A 22,314-nucleotide genomic window follows, 5' to 3' on the forward strand; every position below is an offset into this window, starting at 1 on the left:
GTGAGAAGAAGGGGGATTGGCATGGAGAGAGAGGAAGCCTTGCAGCATTTCAGGGAGCACGAGGTGCCGAAGAGAACCATTGCCAGCCTGCATGCCTTGGATGCTTACTATCAGGCGAATAAAGAGAGGCTCGCAAAAGAATTTCTTCGTTCATTTGAAGACATATGCCGAAGCGTGGTTGATAAGCAGGAGCAAGGGACAAAAGGCAAACTGGCGCACTTGACCTATTCCATGCTGCGGACGGAGCTTCTTCTTGGAAGCAGTCATTATTTGTTGGAAGCTACGGACAGCAGCTGGTTTTTCGACCCGGTGGAGTGTCAAACCAGCTATGATGCGAGCTGGGCTTTCCGCTTTTTGGATCGGCTCGCAGAAGAATGGAACGAGGCTGCCAGAGCGTATGCCGGACACGTAAGACTTCCCGATATCGAACGGATCAAGCTAGTGGAAGCAGAGAAGTTTCATCAATATGTCGTTCACTTGATCCGTTATGCCATGGTGCAGGCTGTTCAACTGGAAGTCTTTCAACAGGTGGACAAGGAGCCGGAGCTGGAGGTGCGTGTCGGAGAATATCTGGATCAAAGCGAGATCGTGTACTGTCTGGACACTCGCCACAAAGATTCCGAGATGATCCGGGCTTGGCTGGAAGAAAAGCAAGAGCTGGAATACGGCTACAAGGTTTTGGCTGGCCTCGATCTGGGACAAGGGCAATTCGATGGTCTGGATCTTCGTTATTCGGACCTCTCTGACAGTCAGCTAACGAAAGCGACCCTTCGCGAAAGTGTTTTGGTCGGAACAAGATGGCATCGTGCCCAGCTAAAAGCGGTTGATTTCGGTGACAGTCTCATTCATGGAGCGGATTTTACCGGAGCAAATCTGTTAGGCGCGAGCTTTCGTGAAGCATCCGGGCCAAGGGGTCTTTTGGAGCCAGATGCGTGGGAGATGCCCGGATTTGATGGCGTCTTGTTCGTCGGGGCGGACTTGACCGGGACTGATTTTACCGGAGCCGATCTGCGCGGCGCAGACTTTACAGATGCGATTTTGACCGGCGCGAATTTTAGCGGCGCGCTTTTGGAGAGAGCCGTATTCTCGGAGGAGGCCAGGGAGTCCATTCTGTTGGATGAGCTTCAGGAGCGACATGTCATTTGGCGAGAGGGGGGTCAGGTATGAATTATTTCATCTTGTCACAGGACGAGCGCATCGCGAGTGCAGTAGAGCCAACGGGTGTTTTTGACGTCATCCGGCAGGAGTGGCTCACCCCAGACTATCAGGACGAGTTGGACGAGGCCGTCATCCAGTTCGACATCAAGCAAAAGAAAGAGAACGACTACCTGGATTTTCTCGACAGACCCATCCCGCTCTATTCCAACCGCTTAAAGACAATCATCCACAAGTTCGCGCCGAAGCTGTTCGTCAAATCCGTCGTGCTGGTAGACAGGGAGCGGATCAAGCAGGATTTGTACTGGCTGATGATCCTGCCTCGCGTGAACTGTCTGTCCGAGCAAAGCGAGTTTCACAGGGACGGCTCACTCAAAAGGCTGGTTCTGGATCCAGAAAAGATTGGACGCCATACGATTTTTCAAATTGAAGGAATTCGTGAACCGTATATCATCATTGACTTGCGGCTGGCGGAAGCTTTGCTGCGCAGGGACTTTTTTGGTATCCGCTTGAAAAAAGCAGAGCAAGCAGGGAGGAGAATGAGTCATGCCCATGATTGAAGATGTCGAGGTTGTGCCTTCGTCCGCTCCGAAGAAAAGCTACGTTGTGGCAGGAGCAATTCTCACGTGCGACTACGGGAGCCAGAAGAACAAGCTGAAAACGCCGTTTAGTCATGGTGTGTACATTCGCAACCAGGCACAGATGAACGTGAATGACTATATGCCGCAAGTAAATATCATGCCGTTTGGCAAATGCAAATGTGAGAAAAATCCAACCGTTGCGGCTGCTACTGCTGCCAACAACGGCGTACTCAAGCCGATGCCATGCGTTCCTGTGGTCACCATGCCCTGGATCGATGGCAAAGCAGATGTACTCGTGGAAAACCATCCCGCCCTGTTAAACACCAGCACGAACATGTGCATATATGGAGGCTGCATACGCATCGAAGACGACGGACAGGAGCAATAGTGAGGGGGATTGTATGAATACGACAGAGAAGCTGGCTGGATACGAGAATATTCAGTTGGTCTCACCCTTTGAAATCCAAAGCCTGCAAGATGTCAGAATCGTGAAGAAAGTCAATGAGCACGCCAGACTGTTCGTCACCGGTATCATCCCGGAGGAAAAAAGCGACCGCTACATTGAGATGGCGACGAGTGAGGATACAGTCGCGCTGAATTTGGTGGAAAACGGTTCACTTACAAAGACACTGTTCAAAGGACTCGTGGATTCCGTCAGTGTCAACTTTGTTCACGGCGTGTACCATTTGGAGCTGGAAGCGGTCTCGCACACGCAGCGAATGGACGGACAGCGCAAGATGCGCTCTTTTCAGTATAAACAAATGACGTATGCCAGTCTGCTGGATGAAATCACGAAGGACTATCCCGGTTCGGATTATTTGGACCATGCTTCGAACGGAGCGCCGCTTGGGACCATTGCCATCCAGTATCAGGAGACGGACTGGCAGTTTTTAAAACGACTGGCCTCCCGCTTTGGTTCCATTCTCGTCGCTGAGGCAGTGGCAGATACACCCAAGTTCTGGTTCGGCTTGCCAGAGGGGCGCACTGCCCAACTGACAGAAGCCAGCTACACCATCAGCAAAAGGCTATCTCCCTATATGGAAACGACAGAAAACGGCTACGCAGCAGGTATGTCGGAAAACGATTTTCTCACCTATGAAGTAGAAAGTGGACAGGTTCTCCAGCTCGGGGACCGCGTGAACTACCAAGGTAAAGAGCTGGTCGTCGCCGGGTCCACAACGAGGATCGACCATGCCCTGCTGATTCACACCTATCAGCTCATGCCAGAAGCAGGCATCCGGCAAAATCCTATTCGCAACGATGACATATGCGGCGCTGCTCTGGAAGGCAAGATCATCGACATCCAGAAGGACACCGTCAAAATCCACCTCGACATCGATCCGAAGCAGCCCAAGGCAGAGGCGAGCTGGTTCCCGTATGCCACGGTCTACTCGGCAGAGGGCAACAGCGGCTTTCACTGCATGCCGCAAATGGGCGACTCCGTCAAGCTGTACTTCTCCACACCAGATGAAGAAGGCGCCATGGCAGTCAGTTCCGTGCGAAAAGGCGGGGGCAGCACCCCAAAGACAGGCAATCCCGGCATCAAGTACTGGGGAACCAACTTTGGCAAAGAGCTGATGATGGGCGGCAAAGAGCTCGTTCTCACTGCAAAGGAGAGCAAGGAAGGCAATATTTTTATCAAGCTGCATGAAGAGGACGGTATCGAGATTCACAGTATGCATCCGATCGTATTTTCCTCGGAAAAGGATATGGAGATTACGTCAGACACCAAGGTTGAGATCAAGGCCAAGGAAGCGATCTACCTCATGTGCAGCACCAGCAGCATGATTTTGGACGGGGAAGTGGATCTGCAAGCGCCGAAGATTGAGATGGTCGGGTTGACGAAGGCGCCTGTGGTTGTGGAGGATTTGCCGCAGGAGGAGGAAGAGGAGGAAGTCGTTGAAGAGGAGCAAGAAGAGGAGAAATCTGGATGGGGCTTCCTCGATAGCTTACAGCTTGGACTCGATATCGTCGGGATGATCCCTGTCATTGGGGAAGTGGCAGACGTCGTCAATGCGGGGATATCTGTCGCACGTGGCGATTATGCGGGTGCCGCTATGTCCCTTGCAGCCGCGATTCCAGGTGCGGGTACGGCAGTGACCGCGGCCAAGCTGACGACGAAAGCAGTGAAGGCAACAAAAGCGATGACCAAGGCAACGAAAGCGGTCAAGGCAGCGGACAAAGCGCTGGGTGTATCGAAAGCGGTCAAGGCGACGGCCAATGCAGCAAGCGCAGTGAAAGGCAAGGTCGTCACTGCTGCGCGGAACATTCAGGAGAGTATGGACAAGCTTGCCGCTGTGCAGAAGCTGAAGAAGAGCATGGTCGGCAAGTTCATGCAGAAGCCTGTTGTGAAGGAAGTGCTAAAAGAAGCGGGATCTGAGGTATTAGATTATGCGACGGATGGTGTCTTCTCAACCGTAACGGGAATGGCCGGGCGCCGTAAAAAAGTTCGAGTGACGTACAAGAACACCAATAGGCTGAAAAAACGAAACATCAAAAAAGCGAAGCTGAAAAGTTGCCTTCGAGACCCTATCCACGGAGGCACCGGAGCACAGTTTATCGTTCATCCTGCCCTCAAGCTGTATGGAGCCGAGACGTGGACGTTTGAGCTGCATTACAATTCATTGCTTTTGCAAGAGGGAGCACTGGGAAAAGCATGGACACACAACTACGAAATGCGCCTGGAATTCCTGGATGAGACACGCGAAGAAATTACGGTGTGGTGGAATGCTGGCCGCGCCAATACCTTTACTCGTGTTCAGGACGGCTTATACCGGTCCAGCGATGCGGATGTCTTTTTTGACGAACTGCGGGAAAGACAAGACGGCTATACGCTGTGGGTCAAGGAAACGAGAGAGACGTACGATTTTGCCAGAAATGGACAAGCACTTCGCCATACGGTAGCTGCCGGAATGTCTCTGCTCTTTAGCTATGATCAGCATGGCAGGCTGAATCACTTGACAGAAGAGCGGAGTCGTCGAGCGTTTTCACTGGAGTATGGGGCGGATGGTTTGGTGTCAGCATTGTCTGATGGGACTCGTTCCCTTCGCTTTTTGTATGATGCCGAACGCAGGATGACTCGCTACACCAATCCTAATGGTGTTGTCACTGACTTGTCCTATACAGGAAATGACCAACTGGAATCTCTGGCATCCGATGGCGTCATCGTCTACACGAATACGTTTGACGAAGAAGGGCGCATCATCTGCCAGACAGACGCGGCAGGCATCCCTGGTTATATTCACTACGACACCGAGAGCCGCCCTGGCATGATGGTCACGACCTTCACAGACGGCAACGGGCATGTCGAGGTCATGGTCCATGACGACAATGGCCAGTTGCTGGAGAAGACGGAGAAGGATGGAACGGTCACCAAATACTCCTATAATGAGTGGGGACAAACGACTTCTGAAACAAACGGAGCGGGCGAAACAACCACTTACACGTATGACCATCGCGGGAATCTGGTAAAAGAGACAGATCCTCTTGGCAATACAACGACGTATACGTACAACGAGAATGACCTACTGATAGCAGAAGAAGACGCGGAAGGCGGAGTCACGACTTACGCCTATGATGAACACGAGCGTCTGGTCAGTATTACTCGACCAGACGGCTGCACCTCTTCCATCGGGTATAACGAGCACGGGCAAAGAAGCACTTATACTGATTTTACAGGAGCAAAAACCACTTATCATTACGATGGACAGGGAATGCTTGTTTCCGCTCAGGACCCAGAAGGCCGCATCTTCCGTGTTGGCTTCGACCCTACAGGCAGGATGACAACCTTTACAGATGCTTATGGGGGGTCGCTGCGTCAGGTATTCGATGCCAACGATAATCTTGTAGGTGTCATAGATCCTCTTGGAAGGATGCATTCCTTTACGTACGATACACAGGATTGTCGGATAGAGGAGACAACGCCTAGCGGAGTATCGACGAAGATCAGCTACACGATTACAGAAAAAGTAGAATCCATAACGAATGCCTATGGTGAAGCCACTCGTTATGAGTATGACAAGGAATGGCAAATCATTGGGGTGGTAGAGCCAACCGGGGCGAAGACCAGTCTCGAACGCGATGCCATGGGTAGAGTGACTGCTGTCACCGATTCTTTGGGGAACACCCAGCGCTATGAATACGATGCGGCGGGACGTTTACTGGCTGTCTATGATGCAACCGGACAGAAGGTGAGCGGGCTCACCTATGATGGAGCAGGCAATATTCTTGCCCATATAGACGGACTCGGAAGAACAACCCAATACCAGTTCAACAAGCTCCATCAAGTCATTGCCACGACGAATGCGGCTGGACAGAAAACCAAGTTCTCCTACGATGCAGCCGCACGATTGACAGAGGTGTTGGAAAATGAAGCAGCCGTCTACAAGCAGCAATACGACGGAGAAGGCCGTCTAACGAGCTATACAGATGCTAATGGCAATGCCACCACCCTCTCCTACGATGCCAGTGGCTTGCTTTTAGCTGAACGCAATGCTACCGGAGAAGGAACGACCTACCGCTATGACAAGCGCGGATGGCTGACCGCCAAGACCAATGCGCGCGGTCAGGAAACGCACTATAGCTACGATGCAGCCGGACAGCTCATTGAGCAGCAGGACGAAGCGGGGACTGTTCGCAGGACTTTCGACGCCGAGGGTCACATGGTAAGTGTCAAAGAAGATGGAAAAGACACCAAGCGCCGTACCTACGATCTTTTGGGACGAATCGTCTCCAGCATAGATCAGTATGGGAATACGCTACAGTACACCTACGATACGGGAGGCAGACTGGCAACGCTCGTCTATCCAGATGGCAAGAAGGTTCACTATTCCTACGATCTCGTAGGTCAATTGACCACGGTCACAGACTGGGCAGGTCGTGTTACAAGGTACACGTACGATGAAAATTACCGCCTCATCCGTACAGAGCGACCGAACGGCACGATAGAGCAGCGTCACTATGACGCAGCCGGGCAGCTTCTCCGTCTTTGGGATCAAAATGCGCAAGGCGTCATGCTCCAGCAATATCGGTTTGTATATAACGAGCTCGGGCAGATCATCCAAGAGGAAGAAAAGCAGTACACCTATGATTCCCTGCGGCGCCTGACAAGTGGAGCCATGGCAGGACGTAAGATTCTCTATACCTATGACAAGGGCGGGAATATTACCGCGATCGGGGATTCAGGTTCGAGTCTTGCTACGGCGATGACGTACGCCAAGGACAACCGACTGGACACCGTAGATGGTAAACCCGTTCAGTATGATGAGGACGGCAACCTTCTGCTGCTCCCAGGTAAGCAACAGCCAGAAACGTATGCGTACGATGCCCGCAATCGTCTTGTTCGCGCCGGACAAGCTCGCTACACCTACGATGCTGAATACGTCCGCACCTCCATGACCTGGAACGGTAAGACGACACGGTATGTGGTCGACCAAAACGCTGACCTGACTCAGGTTCTTATGGAACTGGAGGAAAATGGAGCAGCCAAAGCGTATTATGTATATGGACTGGGGCTCATTGGTCGTGAGGATGTGCAAGGCGATTATTTGTCCTATCACGCGGATACGCGCGGAAGCACGACCCTGTTGACTGACGAGCATGGTCGAGTTACGGACCGTTATACCTACGGATTGTATGGGGAACTGGAAGTACACGAGGGCAGGACGAAACAGCCGTTTTGCTATAACGGCCGCGATGGAGTCATGACCGATCCGAATGGGTTGTACTACATGCGGGCGCGGTATTACCATCCGGGATTGAAGCGGTTCCTGAACCGAGATGTGCTCCAAGGGGATATGACGGACGGGCAAACGTTTAACCGTTTTGCTTATGTGAATGGGGATCCGATTGGGTTCATTGATCCGTTGGGGTTGATGAAGTGTAAGGCTTGGAAAGATAAAATTGTACTCCCGAGTAAACCACATACGAATAAAACACCTGGTCACTGGTTTGCGAGTATGCGGAAAGCTGTTCAAGAAGCCAAGAAAGATGATACAGTTAAAGTATATTTGAACAAAGGTCTCCAGAATGAAGTACCTAGTGCTCGACCGAGAAGGCCTGATGTTATGGTAGTTAAATCTAATGGTAAAATTAATCAGTATGAAGTTCCAAGTACGACAGATGATCCAGCTAAACTGATAGAACGAATGATTGATAACCAGAAAGAACTTGGGAGTAGAGCTGGGAGTATACAATTACTGCCGATTAAAAAGTAAAAAAGAGGTGGAAGGTTTGAGCGGTAGATTAATGACATCCATTGTTTTATATGGCTTAATCAAGGCCAAGGAACAGGAGATATGGGAATGGTATCAATATTTTTTGAAATTTAATGAGAAGCTAGGATACCCTTCAACACATCTAGGTATCATTGGGGATAGCTTTAAATCAGGAAAGTTATCCACTATCAAACGAACAGAGGCAAAGTTAAATAAAGCATTAGAGAATGGAGAGAATATAAAGACGATATCTATTTACTCCCTACCAGAAGAATTTACTCAGGCGACATTTGATTATAATACTTTTATTTGTATGAATCAAAGCTTCAATCATCCATTTGTAATTGTATCAGTACCAAGCGCAGAGTTTATCAGCATAAATATGCAAGAACTTATTGCCGATTTACAAAGATTTATCATTTGTACAGAAGGGAAAGTATTTGAGTTATCGGCACTTGAAAGCCCTTTGATATATGCGTCTAAGGTAAATGATGATTCAGATTTCAGTAGTTTAAAAATAATTGAGAACTTTACATTTTAGTATGTCCTAACCTTGATTGACTTTATGTCTTTCAAGGTTTTTTACCCTCCCTTTTAAGTGTGCACGAGAGCAAGACAAGCAGTTATAACGGCTGTGATGGAATTATAGCCAATCGAATGGGCTCATTCATCCGTTAGGGTTGATGAAGTCACTTGAATAATTGAACGAATGTATCATAAAAGTAAATAGCGTAAACTTTTCATCATTTTAATCGAGCAGTATGAGGTGAGGCTATGTCATATGTAACGTTTGATTGTACACAGTTTATTTCATTTGATTCCGATAATGAAGCTGATGTCACTGCATCTTTGAAAGAATTTGAAGTTACCAATCATTTCAAAGTGTTACCGAAAGATAAAATTTTGCCCAAGAAGATAGCGCATCTGAGACATTTTGTTCATTCAAGCGTTTTTGAAATGGTGAATCAAGAATTCATTGGAGAGTTTGACGAGTGGTTGGAAAGAGAGGAAGTACCAGTTGATATTTTAAGTTTCAGCCGAAATATTCAACTGTTTATGCAAAACAAGCATGTGCAGAATGCCACAGTAATCCTCGTTCGATACGCTCATGAACAAAAGAATGAAGACCACATATTTGTTGGGGAATTTCATAAAGAGCATATTTTGGAAGGCTTGTACCATGCTTCTTGTTTTGGAAACGCTGGAAATATTGTTGTTTTGAAAATGAAATCGAATGATTAGAGAGCTAAAACATGTATAATCTGCTCATCATAAAAGTGGAACATGATGTCATTTTGCAAGTGGAACCAGATTACACCAAGAACAGTTATATCAAATAGCTTTCTCTGAGTAACAATCCAGACCCGCCCAGGCCTTCCCTGGGCTTTTTGCGTTTTCCCCAAATCCCACACTTTCCCCTTACTTTTCACGAGGTTATCCCGAACATTCCCGGCGCCCATACGGTACGATTTATTTGCAAGAAACAATAGGAGACAGGGAGTGTTCACACATGAAAAAAATGCTTTCCGTATCTGTAATCGCAGCGTGCTTGATGGCAACGAGTGCGGCAGGAGCTTTTGCGGCGGAGAAAGAAGGAAAAGGAGCAGGGTGGAGCAGCCTGCCTGAAGTTCAATCACTAAAAGCACTGCAAGAAGAGCAAAAAGCTCTCCAAGATAAACTAGAGGCTCAAACCCAGACTAACAAACAAGCATGGGACATTCTTTGGGGCGATGTGACGCCAGAAGTACGTGAAACCGTGAAAAGCGTGCTGGCAGAGACAAAGCCACTCCGCGAAGAGAACAAGGCGCTGTCTGCTGAACTGAAAGAAGCGAAGAAAGCAAAGGATAAAGAAAAGGTGGCGAGCATCAAGGCTGAAATCGCCGCAAACCACACCGCCATCGAAGAAAAACTGGCGCATATCCAACCAGAATTGGCTCAGGTAAAAGAGAAAAAAGCGTCCTTCAAAGAGATGAACCAACAATTGAAACCAATCCGCACTGAAAAGAAAGAGAACAAAGAGCAAGCAAAAGAACTGAAAGCAAATGAGAAAAACACAGTGAAAGAAGCAAAAGAAGCATTCAAGGCTGGTGACAAGGAGCCAGCAGCGACATCCTTGAAAGAGGCAGCTAATCTGTTGAAAGAACTGATACAGGTACAAAGCGAGATTTTGGAGCAAAAGCAAGCAATTTCCGAGATTATTCAATAAGGAACGTCTAGGAGAATAGTGACAGCCCGAATCCTGTTATTGACTAGACAGATGTTCCCCCGCACATAAGAGACAGAAAGTCCGTTGCACGCCAGCGGGCTTTTTTCATTCCCCAATTCTTCAAGCTCCGTTAAAACATCTATAATAAAATGGAAGATAAAGACATGGAGTGGGAGGAGTTTCACATGGATATTCTTGAGAGAGCGAGTACGGTTGAGAGTAGAGAGGATATGGTTCAATTCATTTCTCATTTGATTAAGGATTATCAGCAAAATAAAAAAGAGTGGGCGAATATATCACTTGAAGAGTTCCTAAGTGGGATGGAATCATGGATTGAGGATTGTGATAATATGTTAGCTGATCTTGAAGGTGTAGATTGGAATTTGTTTGCTACCATTTTAATTGCAGGAAGCCGTTATGAATAAATAGGAAACGAATTCAAGGGTCTGCGACGATTTTAAGGGATATTAAAGGTACAAAGCCCCTCTCTTTGCCTCAAAATCATATCATTCAGGACTAACGACCCATTCAAAAAATCCCAAATAATACCGATTGTAAGATTGTATGTAAAATAATGGTCTTATTTGGAAAGGTGAATCTATTTCCCTAGGAGCATCGGAGGAGGGGGTTCATCTGGCAGGGAGGGGATACCATGAGCAATCGAACACTCACTTATGGAGATATACAAGTTTCGCCCTATGAGTTTACGCATTTGCAAACGATGAAAGTCGTGAAAAAGATGAACGAGCATGCACGACTGACACTCACGGGGATCATTTCTGAAGAGCGAAAAGATAGCTACGTGAACCAGACAAATGCGCAAACACTGATCAGCGTGGCACTGGCTGATGAATCGGGCAAGCCGAAAACATGGTTCCAGGGCATCGTTTTGCGCGTCCATGTCAAAGCGGTTCGCGATATTTATTACTTGTCGCTGGAGGCTATTTCTCATACGTATTTGTTGGATGTCAAAACGAGAAAGCGTTCGTTTCAAAACCCGGCGATGACTTATGCGGGGCTCGTGAAAACGGTGCTGTCCGGGTACGGAAAAGCTGACTTTATTGACTCAGTTACGAACGGCAAAGCTTTGAATACTTTTGTGATGCAGTATGAGGAAACCGATTGGCAGTTTCTGAAGAGGATGGCATCGCGTTTTTATACAGGTTTGATCCCGACAACGGCTTTTGACATTCCCAAGTTTTATTTCGGTTTGCCAAAAGGTCAAGATAAAGGAAAGCTGGCCGTTAGTCATTATACGGTGCACAAGCGTGTCGGGGATTATCAGAGTGATGCGGAGAACAAGGTTCCGGGAATCGATGACCAGGACTATACCGTGTATGAAGTGCAGAGCGAACGAGTGCTGGAGGTAGGCAATGAGGTGAATTTCAAATCCAGACCACTTGTCGTCGGAGAAGCGGTCACAGAGATGAAGGAAGGCATTGTCACGCACACATACAAGCTTTATCCGCGGCTAGGTCTGGCGCGTAAAAAACAGTATAACCATGCGATCATCGGGGCGTCCATCCAAGGCCGGGTGCTGCAAGTCCAGAAAGACAATGTGCGGGCCAAGCTGGACATGGATGATCAGCAGGATCAGAGTACGGCATACTGGTTCCCTTACTCCACCATTTATGCCTCCGAGGATCAAACCGGATGGTACGTTATGCCAGAGCTGAACGACCAGATTCGGATTTATTTCCCGAGCAAAAAAGAAGAGGACGGTATCGCGATCAGCTCTGTTCTCAAGGAAATCCCGGACGATGACAAGCCAGCTCCCAAAAAGAAAGCCACACCGAAAAGCAATGCAGGTGGAGGTGGTGGTGGAGACCGGATGAAGGACCCTGCTGTAAAGACGTTTCGTACCAAATATGGCAAGGAAATCGTGCTGGCTCCTGACAAAATTGTGATCACGACAGGAGATATGTCGATCACGATCAGTGATACGAATGGAATCGATATCAAGAGTAGCCAGAACGTGAATATAACGGCGGATAAGGACATGAAGCTATCAGCTGCTTCTCTTCATATTAGTGCGGATAAAATAGAGCTGAGTGGAAAAGGAAATACGATCAAACTGGAAGACAAGATCGAGCTGAAAGGTTCGGAAATCAAGATGAACTAGGGGGGCACTTGCATCGATGAAAAAAGAGGAAGCGCTCCAGCATTTGAACGATAACACCTTCCGGCCAGCACTGGCTGAAAGCATAGCGGCACTCGAGCGCTATTTCCAGCAAAACAAGGAACAGCTCGTCCGGGAGTTCGTGGAGTCTTTTCGGCAAATGCTCCTGCATATTGAGTTCATGCAGAGCAACGAGGAGCTACCCCCTGTCGGTTTTATTCACTACTCATTGCTGCGGACAACCGTATTGGATGGCACGTACACACTTTTGATAGAGGCTTATACGGAGCAATGGTACTGGGAGCCAGTGGAATGCTATGCACGTTACAATTCAGCATGGGCTTTGCAAGAGGCTTCCAAGCTCATTTCGCTACTGGACGAACGCCGAAAAATGTACATGGGGATCATACACGCTGCTGATGTGGAGTATATGGTGCTAAAGGAAATGGAGCTATTCGGTCAGTTTGTCACAGCGCTTGCCCGAGTAGCGATTCCGGAGCTCATTAAGCTGCCTGAGTACCAACAGATTAGGAAAGCAGATCGTCTGTACATACGAGTGGGGGAATTCAAAGATATCAGTGAAGTGGTGTACGTAGATGAGCGGAACAAGCGGGAGGAGAAGGAGAGTAGAAGCTTGCTTGGGCAACCGAAAGGAACGTTTTGCACCCATGAAACATTCGCCTACATGGATTTGCCGCGAAGCATGGTAGAAGCATTAGATTTGCGCTACTGCGATTTTAGCGGCAGTAATTTTGCAGACAGTCAGTTCCGTGAGTGTGTCCTATTCGGAACAAGATGGGTAAAGAGCAAGCTTCAACGCACAGATTTCAGTCATTCGCTTCTTTGTGATGCCGATTTTCGTCATGCTGACTTGAGTGGAGCCATCTTCTCTTATGCCGAAGGACAAGGAGTCAGTGCGGACGAGCTGCATCGTGTACCGGGCTTACTCGGTGTCCAATTTGCATATGCTGATTTGCAAGGAGCGGATTTTCGCCATTCTCGTCTGTATCATGCGAATTTTCATGGAGCGAATATGCAAAATGCCGTTTTTTTCGAAAAGGATCGTGGGCGTTTTGCATTGAGTGAAGCACAGATGCAGCAGATTGAGTGGAAAACGGAATAAAGGAGGCGGGATGACATGCGCGATTATTATTTGCTAGCAGATGACGGTCGAATCGCTCAAAAGGTTGTACCAGCGGGTCTGGGGCTGCAAAAGGAAAACACCTTCGAGCAACTCCCGCCAATATCCGTTCTTGAGGTCAACGCGGATGGGACCTACGCCTACACAGATTGGTTGGAAAAGCCACTGCCGATGATTTCGGAGCGGATGAAAACCATTACTGCCAAATACAATCCGAGCGTACAATGGAAGCGCGTCGATTTGATTGACAGTGAAACCAACCTGCGAAACGTCTACTGGGTCATGCAAGTACCTGCTGTAGATTGCCTTTCCATGGAGACTGCGTTTCATTTGAATGGAACGGTAAAGAGACTTGTATTAGATACCGATAAGATAAAGGCACATCATTTCTTTAAAGTTCAAGGGATCTTGGAGCCGTATATCGTGGTGAGTCTGGATGCTGCGGAAAGCTTCCTTCGCAGAAGCTTGAACGGATTTGTTTTGCAAAAAGTAGAGCAGGCACTGCGGAGGGAGCTATGACGATCTACTGGGATGAAAAGATTTTGGATGTATGGAACAGTATCCAGGCACGGCGTCAACTCGCTGAAATGGAAGAACAGCAGGTGCAGCTGACGCTTGCCGAGTGTCTGGATGGCGTGCGAAAAGGCTGCCTGGAGTACGAAGGACGCAGGTTCGAATTCGCAGAGAATATCCTCTTTGACGGGCAGCTTGGCATTCAGCTGCCCCGTTCGATGCAGTTCATGCCGAGGGGACGCGGGTCAAATAGCACAGGGAATTCTCAGCACGAGCAGATTTCCTATAAAGAGGAAGAGAGCGCGGTCATGCTCGGCATGAATCATATGGCACATCCGTTGCCGATGAGCGGCGTGGAAACGTTTGTGCAGGCGATGACAGCACAAGTCAAAAAGGCGCATGCAGGCTTGCAGGTTGTACATCATGAGCTGATCGAGCTGAATGGATGCAGAGTTGCCTGCAGCGAATTCATTATCCCGGTCGAGGACAAAACCTACTATCAAATCTTGTTCGCGACATCAGTAAACGGGCGGGCACTTCTCGGAAGTTTTCATTTTGAGTCTGAGGAAGTGCTCGTGTGGCAGCCTTTGGCCCATGCGCTGATTCGCACGCTGCGGGTAGAGAACGTTTGATCATGACAGAACAGGGAGGTTTCCAATTGGAACAGCAGCAACATCAACAGCAAATGCAAGTGAGCGTGCCTGAAAATGAGCGGGTCATGTCAGTCAAGGAATGGTTGATTACTTTTTTAATTATGATGGTGCCCGTGGTCAATCTCGTGATGTATTTCGTTTGGGCATTTGGCAGTGAAGGCAATCTAAACAGAAAGAACTGGGCAAAAGCGAACTTGCTGATTATGGGCGTTTGCATCGGGTTGTACTTATGCGTATTCTTTTTTATTCTGATCTTGGCATTCATTGGAGCATCGGTTGAACAATAGCGAGAACGGTGGATTGGCAAAAAATCTGGAGGGTATAGAATGGATCACCAAACGCATGTGGAAGGAAGCGTAGCGGAAAACGAAAAGGTCATGACGATGAAAGATTGGATAATCGTCTCGTTGTTCATGATGATTCCGATCGCGAATATTGTTTTGTTATTTGTGTGGGCTTTTGGTTCAGATGGGAATTTGAATCGTAAAAACTGGGCAAAAGCGGGCTTGTTGTTAATGGCGATTCTTTTTGGTTTATATTTCGTATTTGGTACGATAACCGCAATTATCACGTTTATTTTAATCGGCATGGAAGGGCAATAAGGGACGATACAAAGGCAACTACAAGGCATATTCCAACTCGAATCATCGAGGAGGAACATGTCTTGTTTTTTTACACGGAGCTTTTCTCCTATTCGTGTTATCCTGAAGATAGTAGCAATTCCGATCATGCAGAAAGGGAGAGGTACATGTCAGTTGAGAAAGAGACTCGACTCTGCCAACGCTCCAAACAGATTCATAACCGTACGTTTGTCGTGACCTGCCAAGATTCTTTGGTGAAGCAAGCAGACTTTCTGTTAGACGTATTCTCTGATGTAGAAGACGAGATGGGTCCGATCAAGAACGGTGCGAAAATTCAGGTAGGATGGACCATTCTGCTGGTTTTCGAACGGGATGGGTGTATGGAGATCATGGCACCCGACTACAGCGCGAATCCTTTTTCCGAAATAACTTCTGACCTGACTGTGTCCTTGGTCGTGCAAATGGCGCAAAACAACTGCTTGCAAACGGTGCGAGCAGAAGGGGAAGCTGCTTTGTTCCAAGATAAAATTGTGGTGGCAAAAGGTGCATTTGAACAAGAACACGTCTATTTGCAGCGTGCAGAGGATGTTCGAAAAGGTGACTCCGGGTGGTATCTTGGGCCTGTGGAAGGCGAAGTAGACAGTGACCAGCTAGAGTCATACTACGTTTACCAACTGCTAGAGCTACGTCCCTCTCTTTTGCAGGCGATGGCTCTGCCACGAGGCTACATTGTCGTTTTCCAAGGAGATCAGATTGAAGCAGTTCTGGACGAGCACGATGTGAATGTATGGCCGACACTCCATTAGCGGCTGCTATTTAACTCCGCTGATACTTTATTCACGAGTTGATCCGCTTGGCGTGTGGTTTCGGGCAAACGATATTTGGGTGAGAGCGTGGTGATCCATGCGCATGCGGTTGGCAAAGAGATTCCGTGCCCGATTGAGACGAATATCGGTTTGATATTCGGTTGTGTGCGCAAGACTCCGCCGATGATTTCACCCTGATCGATCAAAGGGGAATACGCACCTCTTACCTGTGCTGGTTCTTCGTATTCGCCTAGCAGTCTCGTTTTTCCACAACCAATGGTAGGAATGTCAAACAGGACGCCCAAATGACTGGCGAGTCCGAATCTTCGCGGGTGAGCGATTCCTTGCCCATCGCAGACGACGAGCTGTGGTGTTGTTTTGAGCTCCTTGAATGCACGTACCAACGGAGGCAGCTCTCGAAAAGAGAATAAGCCGGGAATATACGGGAATTCGACGGTGTCTTGAATAACGACAGACTCGACGACTTGCAGGGAAGTGGCGTCGAGGATCACGACACCAGCAACTAACAAATCAGACTCGGCATGATAAGCGACATCTACCCCGGCGATAAAGCGTACGTCCGCTAGTTGATCTTCTTTTTTTACTTGCTGGGCTAGCTGTCGCTGTAAGTTGATGGCCTCTTGCTCATCAATGTTCCAAGGATGTTGGATAATCGGCTCCATCTGGTTACCTCCGGATGATAGAAGATTGGTTCATTATATCGAATAGATGTGCTATGCTCCAAGTCTTAGGAACAATCCCGAGGAAATACGTTGACTTTTTGAATGAAAAGCACTATTTTGTAACCGACCGAATCATCATGTTCGAGATTAGCTAGGAGGGCTCGTCGTGAAAATCGCAGTAGTAGGAAGCATCAATATGGATCTCGTAACCCATGTACATCATTTACCCAAAGCAGGAGAAACGATCGCAAGCCATCACTTCGAGCTAATCCCGGGTGGAAAGGGAGCGAATCAGGCGGTAGCAGCGTCTCGCCTGGGTGGGCATGTCTCCATGATTGGAATGGTAGGAGAGGATGAGAACGGCCGAGTTATGCTGGGAGGGCTAACGGATGCGCACGTTCACATAGAGGGGATCAAATGCTCAGGTACGACAGGCATGGCTTTTATCAATGTAAGTGATGATGGGGAAAATAACATCGTGCTTGTTCCAGGAGCGAATGCGCTCGTCAGCACAGAGCATATTGCAGACCATCTGTCTATTTTAAAGGACAGCGACGTCGTATTGCTCCAATTGGAAATCCCGATGCCTGTCGTGGAATATACAGTCAAAGAGGCGGCTCGACTCGGCAAGCTGGTCATTTTAAATCCGGCACCTGCACGCAAGCTATCCAGCGAGCTATTAAATCATGTACATACCTTAACCCCAAATGAAACAGAGCTTTCTATTCTCACAGGAATGCCTGTATCCACGATAGACGAAGTGCATGCTGCTGCCAAAAAGCTTTTGTCTGGTGGACCAAAGCGCGTCATCGTGACGTTGGGGGAAAAGGGCGCTCTCTTAGTCACCGCCGATAAGGCGACCCATATCCCTGCTTTCCGCGTAGAGCCAGTGGATACAACTGCGGCAGGCGATTCCTTTACGGCAGCTTTTGCGGTTGGGATCACACAAGGAATGACCGAAACCGAAGCGGCCACTTTCGCCAGCAAAGTCGCAGCGATTGTCGTTACAAGGAATGGTGCGCAGCCATCCCTGCCTACTTTTGATGAAGTACAGGCATACTCTTTTTAATGGAGGGGAAAATGGTGGAAAAGGTCAATTTAGCTGAAAAATTTTCGTTATTCGATGAGCATTGGAGTCCCAAAATTGCAGGAGAAATCAATGATTCCTATGTAAAGCTAGTCAAATTAAAAGGAGAGTTTGTCTGGCATCAGCATGAAAATGAGGATGAAATGTTTTTGGTAGTGAAAGGGAAACTGCTTATCAAGTTTCGGGATAAAGATATTTGGTTAAACGAAGGGGAATTTGTCATTGTTCCAAAAGGGGTAGAGCATATGCCAGTTGCAGAGGAAGAGGTTCATGTATTATTGCTTGAACCAAAGTCGACGCTGAATACTGGAGATCAAGTAAACGAAAAAACAGTAACTGATTTAGAGAGAATATAATCAATGAGCAAGCCTATTTTGAGAAATGATTTTCAAAATAGGTTTTTTCTTTATGCGTAGTTACAGTTGCGGATAGTTCATTTGTTGACCGATCGGTACATAATGTGTAAGATTTCCATAACAGTAGGAAACGAAAGGAGGATTCCGGTGAGCAAACGCGGCAGACCTCGTGATTTTGATTACGCGTCCATCGTAGATGTGGCTATGAAAACATTTTGGTCAAAAGGCTACAATGGTTGTTCTACACATGATTTATGCAGTGATACTGGACTGGGGAAAGGCAGCTTGTACAATACGTTTGGCAGCAAACAGGACCTGTATCTCGCAGTGGTGGAACACTATCACGATACCGGGCTTCGTGAACAGCGGGCATTATTGGAGAGTCCGGGTTCTGTGAAAGAACGGTTGCAAAATTTTTTGGCTTGGGCATTGGTGGAAGACTTTGAATCTACGAATCCAAAGGGGTGTTTGCTGATCAATGCGGGATTGGAACGGGCAAAAGAAGATCCCAAGATTGAAGAAATTGTCTCCAGACATGTTGAACTTCTGAAGCAGACCATGGAAAAAGTGATGGAGGAAGGCTTGCGAACGGGCGAAATCTCCAAAAAACGATCTGCGGTGGATTTGGCTAGCCTATTTTTAAGCAGTTACTACGGCTTCCGTGTGTTGAATACATCCACACAGAATCGGACATTGGCTGAACAAATCATGAATGGCACGATAGAATCTATCTTCGGCGCGTAATGCGCTCTTTTTTTGAGTGATTTTTGTACCGATTGTTACAATAATTAGATAAGGAGTGTTCCTTTATGCCGTCGATGATTTATTTGTTAGCGGTAGCGATTTTTGCTATGACGACTTCTGAATTTATGGTGGCTGGGATGATGAATGAACTTGCCGATGATTTTGGCGTGTCGATCCCATCCATCGGGTATTTCATTACGGCGTATGCAGGGGCAATGGTGATAGGAGGTCCCGTCCTGTCAGCAACTCTCTTGCATATTCGCCGAAAACAAGCGCTGCTTTCTTTGGTTGCCGTCTTCTTTATTGGTCAAGCGTTAGGGGCAATAGCTTGGAATTACGAGTCGATGATGCTTGCTCGTATCCTAACGGGTATTGCTTCATCCGCAGCGTTTGGCATCTCCGTCAGTATTTCAGCCAGCTTGGTTCCCCCTCATTCACGAGGAAAGGCTGCTTCGATTGTCTTGGCAGGCTTAATGATTGCTACTGTCATCGGGCTCCCTCTGACAACCGTGATTGCACAATATTTCGGCTGGAGAATGAGCTTTTGGGCTGTTGCGGTAGCCGTATTATTATCAGGGATCTTGATTCAATGGATGCTCCCTTCCTCCGCACAAAGAGACCAGATGAATGGAAAGGATGAGCTTGCCAGTTTTCAAAATCCACACCTTTGGGCCGCGTATGCAACGAGTATGCTGATCATTGGTGGTACGTTCGCAGCGTTTAGTTATTTTACTCCGATTCTTACCGGTGTAACGGCATTTTCGGATGCGAGTATCCCGTATTTGCTTGCCCTTTACGGTATCGCGACCGTGATCGGAAATAGCGTGATTGGCAGACTTGCCGATCGCTTTACCATGCGAATCCTTGTAACGGGATTAAGCATACTCCTAGGGGCATTGGTTCTGTTTGCGGTAGGTGCCGAAAATAAATGGATCGCAGTGCTGTCCATTGTTCTGATTGGGTTGACGGGCGTAGCGATGAATCCGGCCATGATTGCACGCGTCATGAAAACAGCAGGCAGTGGGACGATGGTAAACACGGTACATACTTCCTTTATTACATTGGGAGTTGCCATTGGTTCTTCTTTAGGTGGGATCGGAATCAGCAGTGGCTATGGACTTGTTTCACCATTGTGGGTAGGTGCTTGTTTAGCTGTAATCGGGTTACTTTCAATCGTTCCCTACCTGAAAAAGAGCAAAGTGTAAAAAACCATACAATCCCTCTTGAAAGTCAAAGATGGTCAAACTATAATAAAGTCAACGAAGGTCAGGAAAGGTCAAAGATCTTCTGAATTCCAAAACAACGCTTTTGGGGGGATTGAATATGCATTGTGAAATCTGCAAACAACGAGAAGCAACTGTGACAGTTCATATACGTGTACAAAATCAGCAACAAAAATACGATTTGTGCCAGGATTGTAAAACAAAGCTGACTAACAAAATGGGAGTGGGCATGGGCTTTAGTCCTTTCTCCTCTTTCTCTGGACTGGATGAGTTCCTGCAAGGCTTTGCCCAAGGCCGGGTGAATCCGGGCAAGTCTTCCGGCCAACCGCAGCAACAATCACCAGAGCGCGGTGGAGGCATCCTCGATGACCTGGGCCGTAATCTAAACGATGCGGCACGTGCCGGACTGATTGACCCTGTGATTGGACGCGAACAAGAAATCGAGCGTGTCATTGAGATTTTGAACCGACGCAACAAAAACAATCCGGTTCTGATCGGGGAGCCAGGCGTCGGGAAGACGGCGATTGCGGAAGGCCTCGCTCTGCGCATTACGGAAGGGCAAGTACCGACCAAGTTGAAAAACAAGCAGGTGTACATTTTAGATGTCGCCTCTCTGGTGGCAGGGACGGGAATACGCGGACAGTTCGAGGAAAAAATGAAGCAAGTAATTGCCGAGCTGCAGAAACGCAAAAACGTCATCCTGTTTGTGGATGAGATTCATCTCTTGGTGGGAGCAGGCTCTGCGGAAGGCTCCATGGATGCAGGGAACATCCTGAAGCCTGCACTGGCTCGCGGTGAGTTGCAATTGATTGGAGCAACTACGCTAAAAGAGTATCGCGTCATTGAAAAAGACGCTGCTCTGGAGCGCCGTCTGCAGCCAGTTATGGTCAAGGAACCAACCGTAGAACAAGCCATCGAGATTTTAAAAGGATTGCGTCCGAAATACGAAGCATTCCACCAAGTCGCTTACTCGGATGATGTCATCCGTGCCTCCGTGGAATACTCCCATCGTTACATCCAGGATCGATTCTTGCCTGACAAGGCGATTGATCTCATGGATGAAGTGGGCTCGCGCTTGAACCTGAGATCCTCCGCGGTTGATACGACAGAGCTGCATGAGCGGCTGGCGCAAATCAATCAGGAGAAAAAAGAAGCGACGGAGCAAGAAGCATACGAACGAGCTGCCCGTTTGAGAGACGAGGAAGCGGGTATTTTAGAGAAGCTGGATCAAATCGAAGGCACGGAGCAACGCGTCCAGGTTGACGTCACAGACATCCAAGCCTTGATCGAGCAAAAGACCGGGATTCCGGTAACCAAGCTGCAAAGTGATGAACAGATGAAAATGAAGAACCTGGCGGCCCATTTGGAAGCAAAAGTCATTGGTCAATCCGAGGCAGTCACACAAGTAGCGAAGGCGATTCGACGCAGTCGTGCAGGCCTGAAACCGAAAAACAGACCGATTGCTTCCTTCCTGTTCGTCGGTCCGACTGGCGTAGGGAAAACAGAGCTGTCCAAAGCGCTGGCAGAGGAGCTGTTTGGTACCCGCGATTCAATGATCCGCCTTGATATGAGCGAGTACATGGAGAAGCACTCGGTATCCAAATTGATCGGTTCTCCTCCTGGCTACGTCGGTCATGAAGAAGCAGGTCAATTGACAGAGCGCGTACGCCGCAATCCGTACAGCATTATCCTGCTGGATGAGATTGAAAAAGCACACCCAGACGTGATGCACATGTTCCTGCAAATTCTGGAGGATGGTCGTCTGACAGACAGTCAAGGCCGTACGGTGAATTTTAAGGAGACGGTTATTATTGCGACGAGCAATGCTGGTGTGAGCGAGCGTAAAATCTCCGTTGGCTTTGGAGCACAGGCGCCTGAGCCTGTCACCGTGCTGGATTCTCTGGGAGCGTACTTCAAGCCGGAGTTCCTGAACCGCTTCGACTCGATCATCTCCTTTGCCCATCTGGAAAAACAGGATTTGGTCAAAATCGTAGATCTGCTGCTGCAAGATGTCAAGGGCAATCTGTCTGAGCAAGGAATGGAGATCAGCGTGACAGATGCCGCAAAAGAAAAGCTGGCTGAGCTGGGCTACAACCCTTCCTTTGGGGCACGTCCATTGCGTCGCGTGATTCAGCAATACGTCGAGGATGGCATTGCCGACCTGGTGATGGAAGAAGACAATGTGACAGCTATGGTCATTGATGTCGAGGATAATGTAATTCGTGTGAAAAAAGGATAACAGTCGTAAAAA

At 48.1% G+C, this 22,314-nt stretch carries 21 protein-coding genes; 20 read left to right on the forward strand and 1 reads right to left on the reverse strand.

Translation table 11 applies throughout. The features are described 5' to 3' along the window. The first annotated feature begins 21 nt into the window (after positions 1–21). From M3630_RS10290 to M3630_RS10360, 15 genes are all read left to right on the forward strand, one after another. Positions 22–1,167 (forward strand): pentapeptide repeat-containing protein, encoded by a 1,146-nt coding sequence (locus tag M3630_RS10290; protein WP_251252031.1) that lies wholly within the window; start codon positions 22–24, stop codon positions 1,165–1,167. Then, positions 1,164–1,715, forward strand: a complete 552-nt coding sequence (locus M3630_RS10295) for an imm11 family protein (protein WP_251252032.1) — start codon at positions 1,164–1,166, stop codon at positions 1,713–1,715. Before M3630_RS10290 ends, M3630_RS10295 begins: the two co-directional genes overlap by 4 nt. Beyond that, positions 1,702–2,124, forward strand: coding sequence for a DUF4280 domain-containing protein (locus M3630_RS10300; RefSeq protein WP_251252033.1), 423 nt, complete (start codon positions 1,702–1,704; stop codon positions 2,122–2,124). The genes M3630_RS10295 and M3630_RS10300 overlap by 14 nt, the downstream gene beginning before the upstream one ends. Before the next feature lie 13 nt (positions 2,125–2,137). Beyond that, positions 2,138–7,951, forward strand: a complete 5,814-nt coding sequence (locus tag M3630_RS10305) for an RHS repeat-associated core domain-containing protein (RefSeq protein ID WP_251252034.1) — start codon at positions 2,138–2,140, stop codon at positions 7,949–7,951. A 16-nt stretch (positions 7,952–7,967) separates the two neighbouring features. Further along, complete coding sequence (locus tag M3630_RS10310; protein WP_251252035.1) at positions 7,968–8,492, forward strand: hypothetical protein; 525 nt, start codon at positions 7,968–7,970, stop codon at positions 8,490–8,492. 233 nt (positions 8,493–8,725) lie between these two features. Then, on the forward strand, positions 8,726–9,193 hold the full coding sequence (locus M3630_RS10315; protein ID WP_251252036.1) for a hypothetical protein: 468 nt from the start codon (positions 8,726–8,728) through the stop codon (positions 9,191–9,193). Positions 9,194–9,461: 268 nt separating this feature from the next. Then, on the forward strand, positions 9,462–10,157 hold the full coding sequence (locus M3630_RS10320; protein WP_251252037.1) for a hypothetical protein: 696 nt from the start codon (positions 9,462–9,464) through the stop codon (positions 10,155–10,157). A 185-nt stretch (positions 10,158–10,342) separates the two neighbouring features. Continuing rightward, positions 10,343–10,582 (forward strand): DUF7660 family protein, encoded by a 240-nt coding sequence (locus M3630_RS10325; RefSeq protein WP_251252038.1) that lies wholly within the window; start codon positions 10,343–10,345, stop codon positions 10,580–10,582. Positions 10,583–10,809: 227 nt separating this feature from the next. Then, positions 10,810–12,279, forward strand: a complete 1,470-nt coding sequence (locus M3630_RS10330) for a contractile injection system protein, VgrG/Pvc8 family (RefSeq protein WP_251252039.1) — start codon at positions 10,810–10,812, stop codon at positions 12,277–12,279. A 16-nt stretch (positions 12,280–12,295) separates the two neighbouring features. Beyond that, entirely contained in the window at positions 12,296–13,399 is a 1,104-nt protein-coding gene (locus tag M3630_RS10335) for a pentapeptide repeat-containing protein (protein WP_251252040.1), read from the forward strand. Between the two features lie 15 nt (positions 13,400–13,414). Further along, positions 13,415–13,936 carry an imm11 family protein gene (locus M3630_RS10340; protein ID WP_251252041.1) on the forward strand — a complete coding sequence of 174 codons (522 nt, stop codon included), beginning with the start codon at positions 13,415–13,417 and terminating at the stop codon, positions 13,934–13,936. Next, a complete protein-coding gene (locus M3630_RS10345; RefSeq protein ID WP_251252042.1) occupies positions 13,933–14,562 on the forward strand; it encodes a hypothetical protein in 630 nt (209 codons plus the stop codon). Before M3630_RS10340 ends, M3630_RS10345 begins: the two co-directional genes overlap by 4 nt. Positions 14,563–14,588: 26 nt before the next feature. Next, positions 14,589–14,870 carry a hypothetical protein gene (locus M3630_RS10350; RefSeq protein WP_229088133.1) on the forward strand — a complete coding sequence of 94 codons (282 nt, stop codon included), beginning with the start codon at positions 14,589–14,591 and terminating at the stop codon, positions 14,868–14,870. A gap of 39 nt (positions 14,871–14,909) precedes the next feature. Continuing rightward, a complete protein-coding gene (locus tag M3630_RS10355) occupies positions 14,910–15,185 on the forward strand; it encodes a hypothetical protein (RefSeq protein ID WP_173610769.1) in 276 nt (91 codons plus the stop codon). Between the two features lie 146 nt (positions 15,186–15,331). Next, the gene (locus M3630_RS10360) at positions 15,332–15,970 is read left to right on the forward strand and encodes an immunity protein Imm33 domain-containing protein (protein ID WP_251252043.1); all 639 of its coding nucleotides are present in this window, start codon (positions 15,332–15,334) and stop codon (positions 15,968–15,970) included. Here M3630_RS10360 and nfi read toward each other — a convergent pair. After that, positions 15,967–16,653, reverse strand: a complete 687-nt coding sequence (nfi, locus tag M3630_RS10365) for a deoxyribonuclease V (protein WP_251252044.1) — start codon at positions 16,651–16,653, stop codon at positions 15,967–15,969. The genes M3630_RS10360 and nfi overlap by 4 nt on opposite strands. Positions 16,654–16,819: 166 nt before the next feature. On the opposite strand from nfi, the gene rbsK reads away from it, so the two are divergent. The 5 genes from rbsK to M3630_RS10390 all read left to right on the forward strand — a co-directional run bounded on the left by rbsK (position 16,820) and on the right by M3630_RS10390 (position 22,302). Next, a complete protein-coding gene (rbsK, locus tag M3630_RS10370) occupies positions 16,820–17,722 on the forward strand; it encodes a ribokinase (RefSeq protein ID WP_251252045.1) in 903 nt (300 codons plus the stop codon). 11 nt (positions 17,723–17,733) lie between these two features. Further along, on the forward strand, positions 17,734–18,096 hold the full coding sequence (locus tag M3630_RS10375) for a cupin domain-containing protein (protein WP_217367201.1): 363 nt from the start codon (positions 17,734–17,736) through the stop codon (positions 18,094–18,096). A 147-nt stretch (positions 18,097–18,243) separates the two neighbouring features. Continuing rightward, positions 18,244–18,840, forward strand: a complete 597-nt coding sequence (locus M3630_RS10380) for a TetR/AcrR family transcriptional regulator (protein WP_173610773.1) — start codon at positions 18,244–18,246, stop codon at positions 18,838–18,840. A 65-nt stretch (positions 18,841–18,905) separates the two neighbouring features. Beyond that, positions 18,906–20,045 carry an MFS transporter gene (locus M3630_RS10385; protein WP_251252046.1) on the forward strand — a complete coding sequence of 380 codons (1,140 nt, stop codon included), beginning with the start codon at positions 18,906–18,908 and terminating at the stop codon, positions 20,043–20,045. A 118-nt stretch (positions 20,046–20,163) separates the two neighbouring features. Then, positions 20,164–22,302: an ATP-dependent Clp protease ATP-binding subunit gene (locus M3630_RS10390; RefSeq protein WP_251252047.1), complete on the forward strand. Its 2,139-nt coding sequence runs from the start codon at positions 20,164–20,166 to the stop codon at positions 22,300–22,302. Positions 22,303–22,314 lie beyond the last annotated feature (12 nt).

This window comes from Brevibacillus sp. MER 51, assembly GCF_023714195.1.
Lineage (GTDB): Bacteria > Bacillota > Bacilli > Brevibacillales > Brevibacillaceae > Brevibacillus.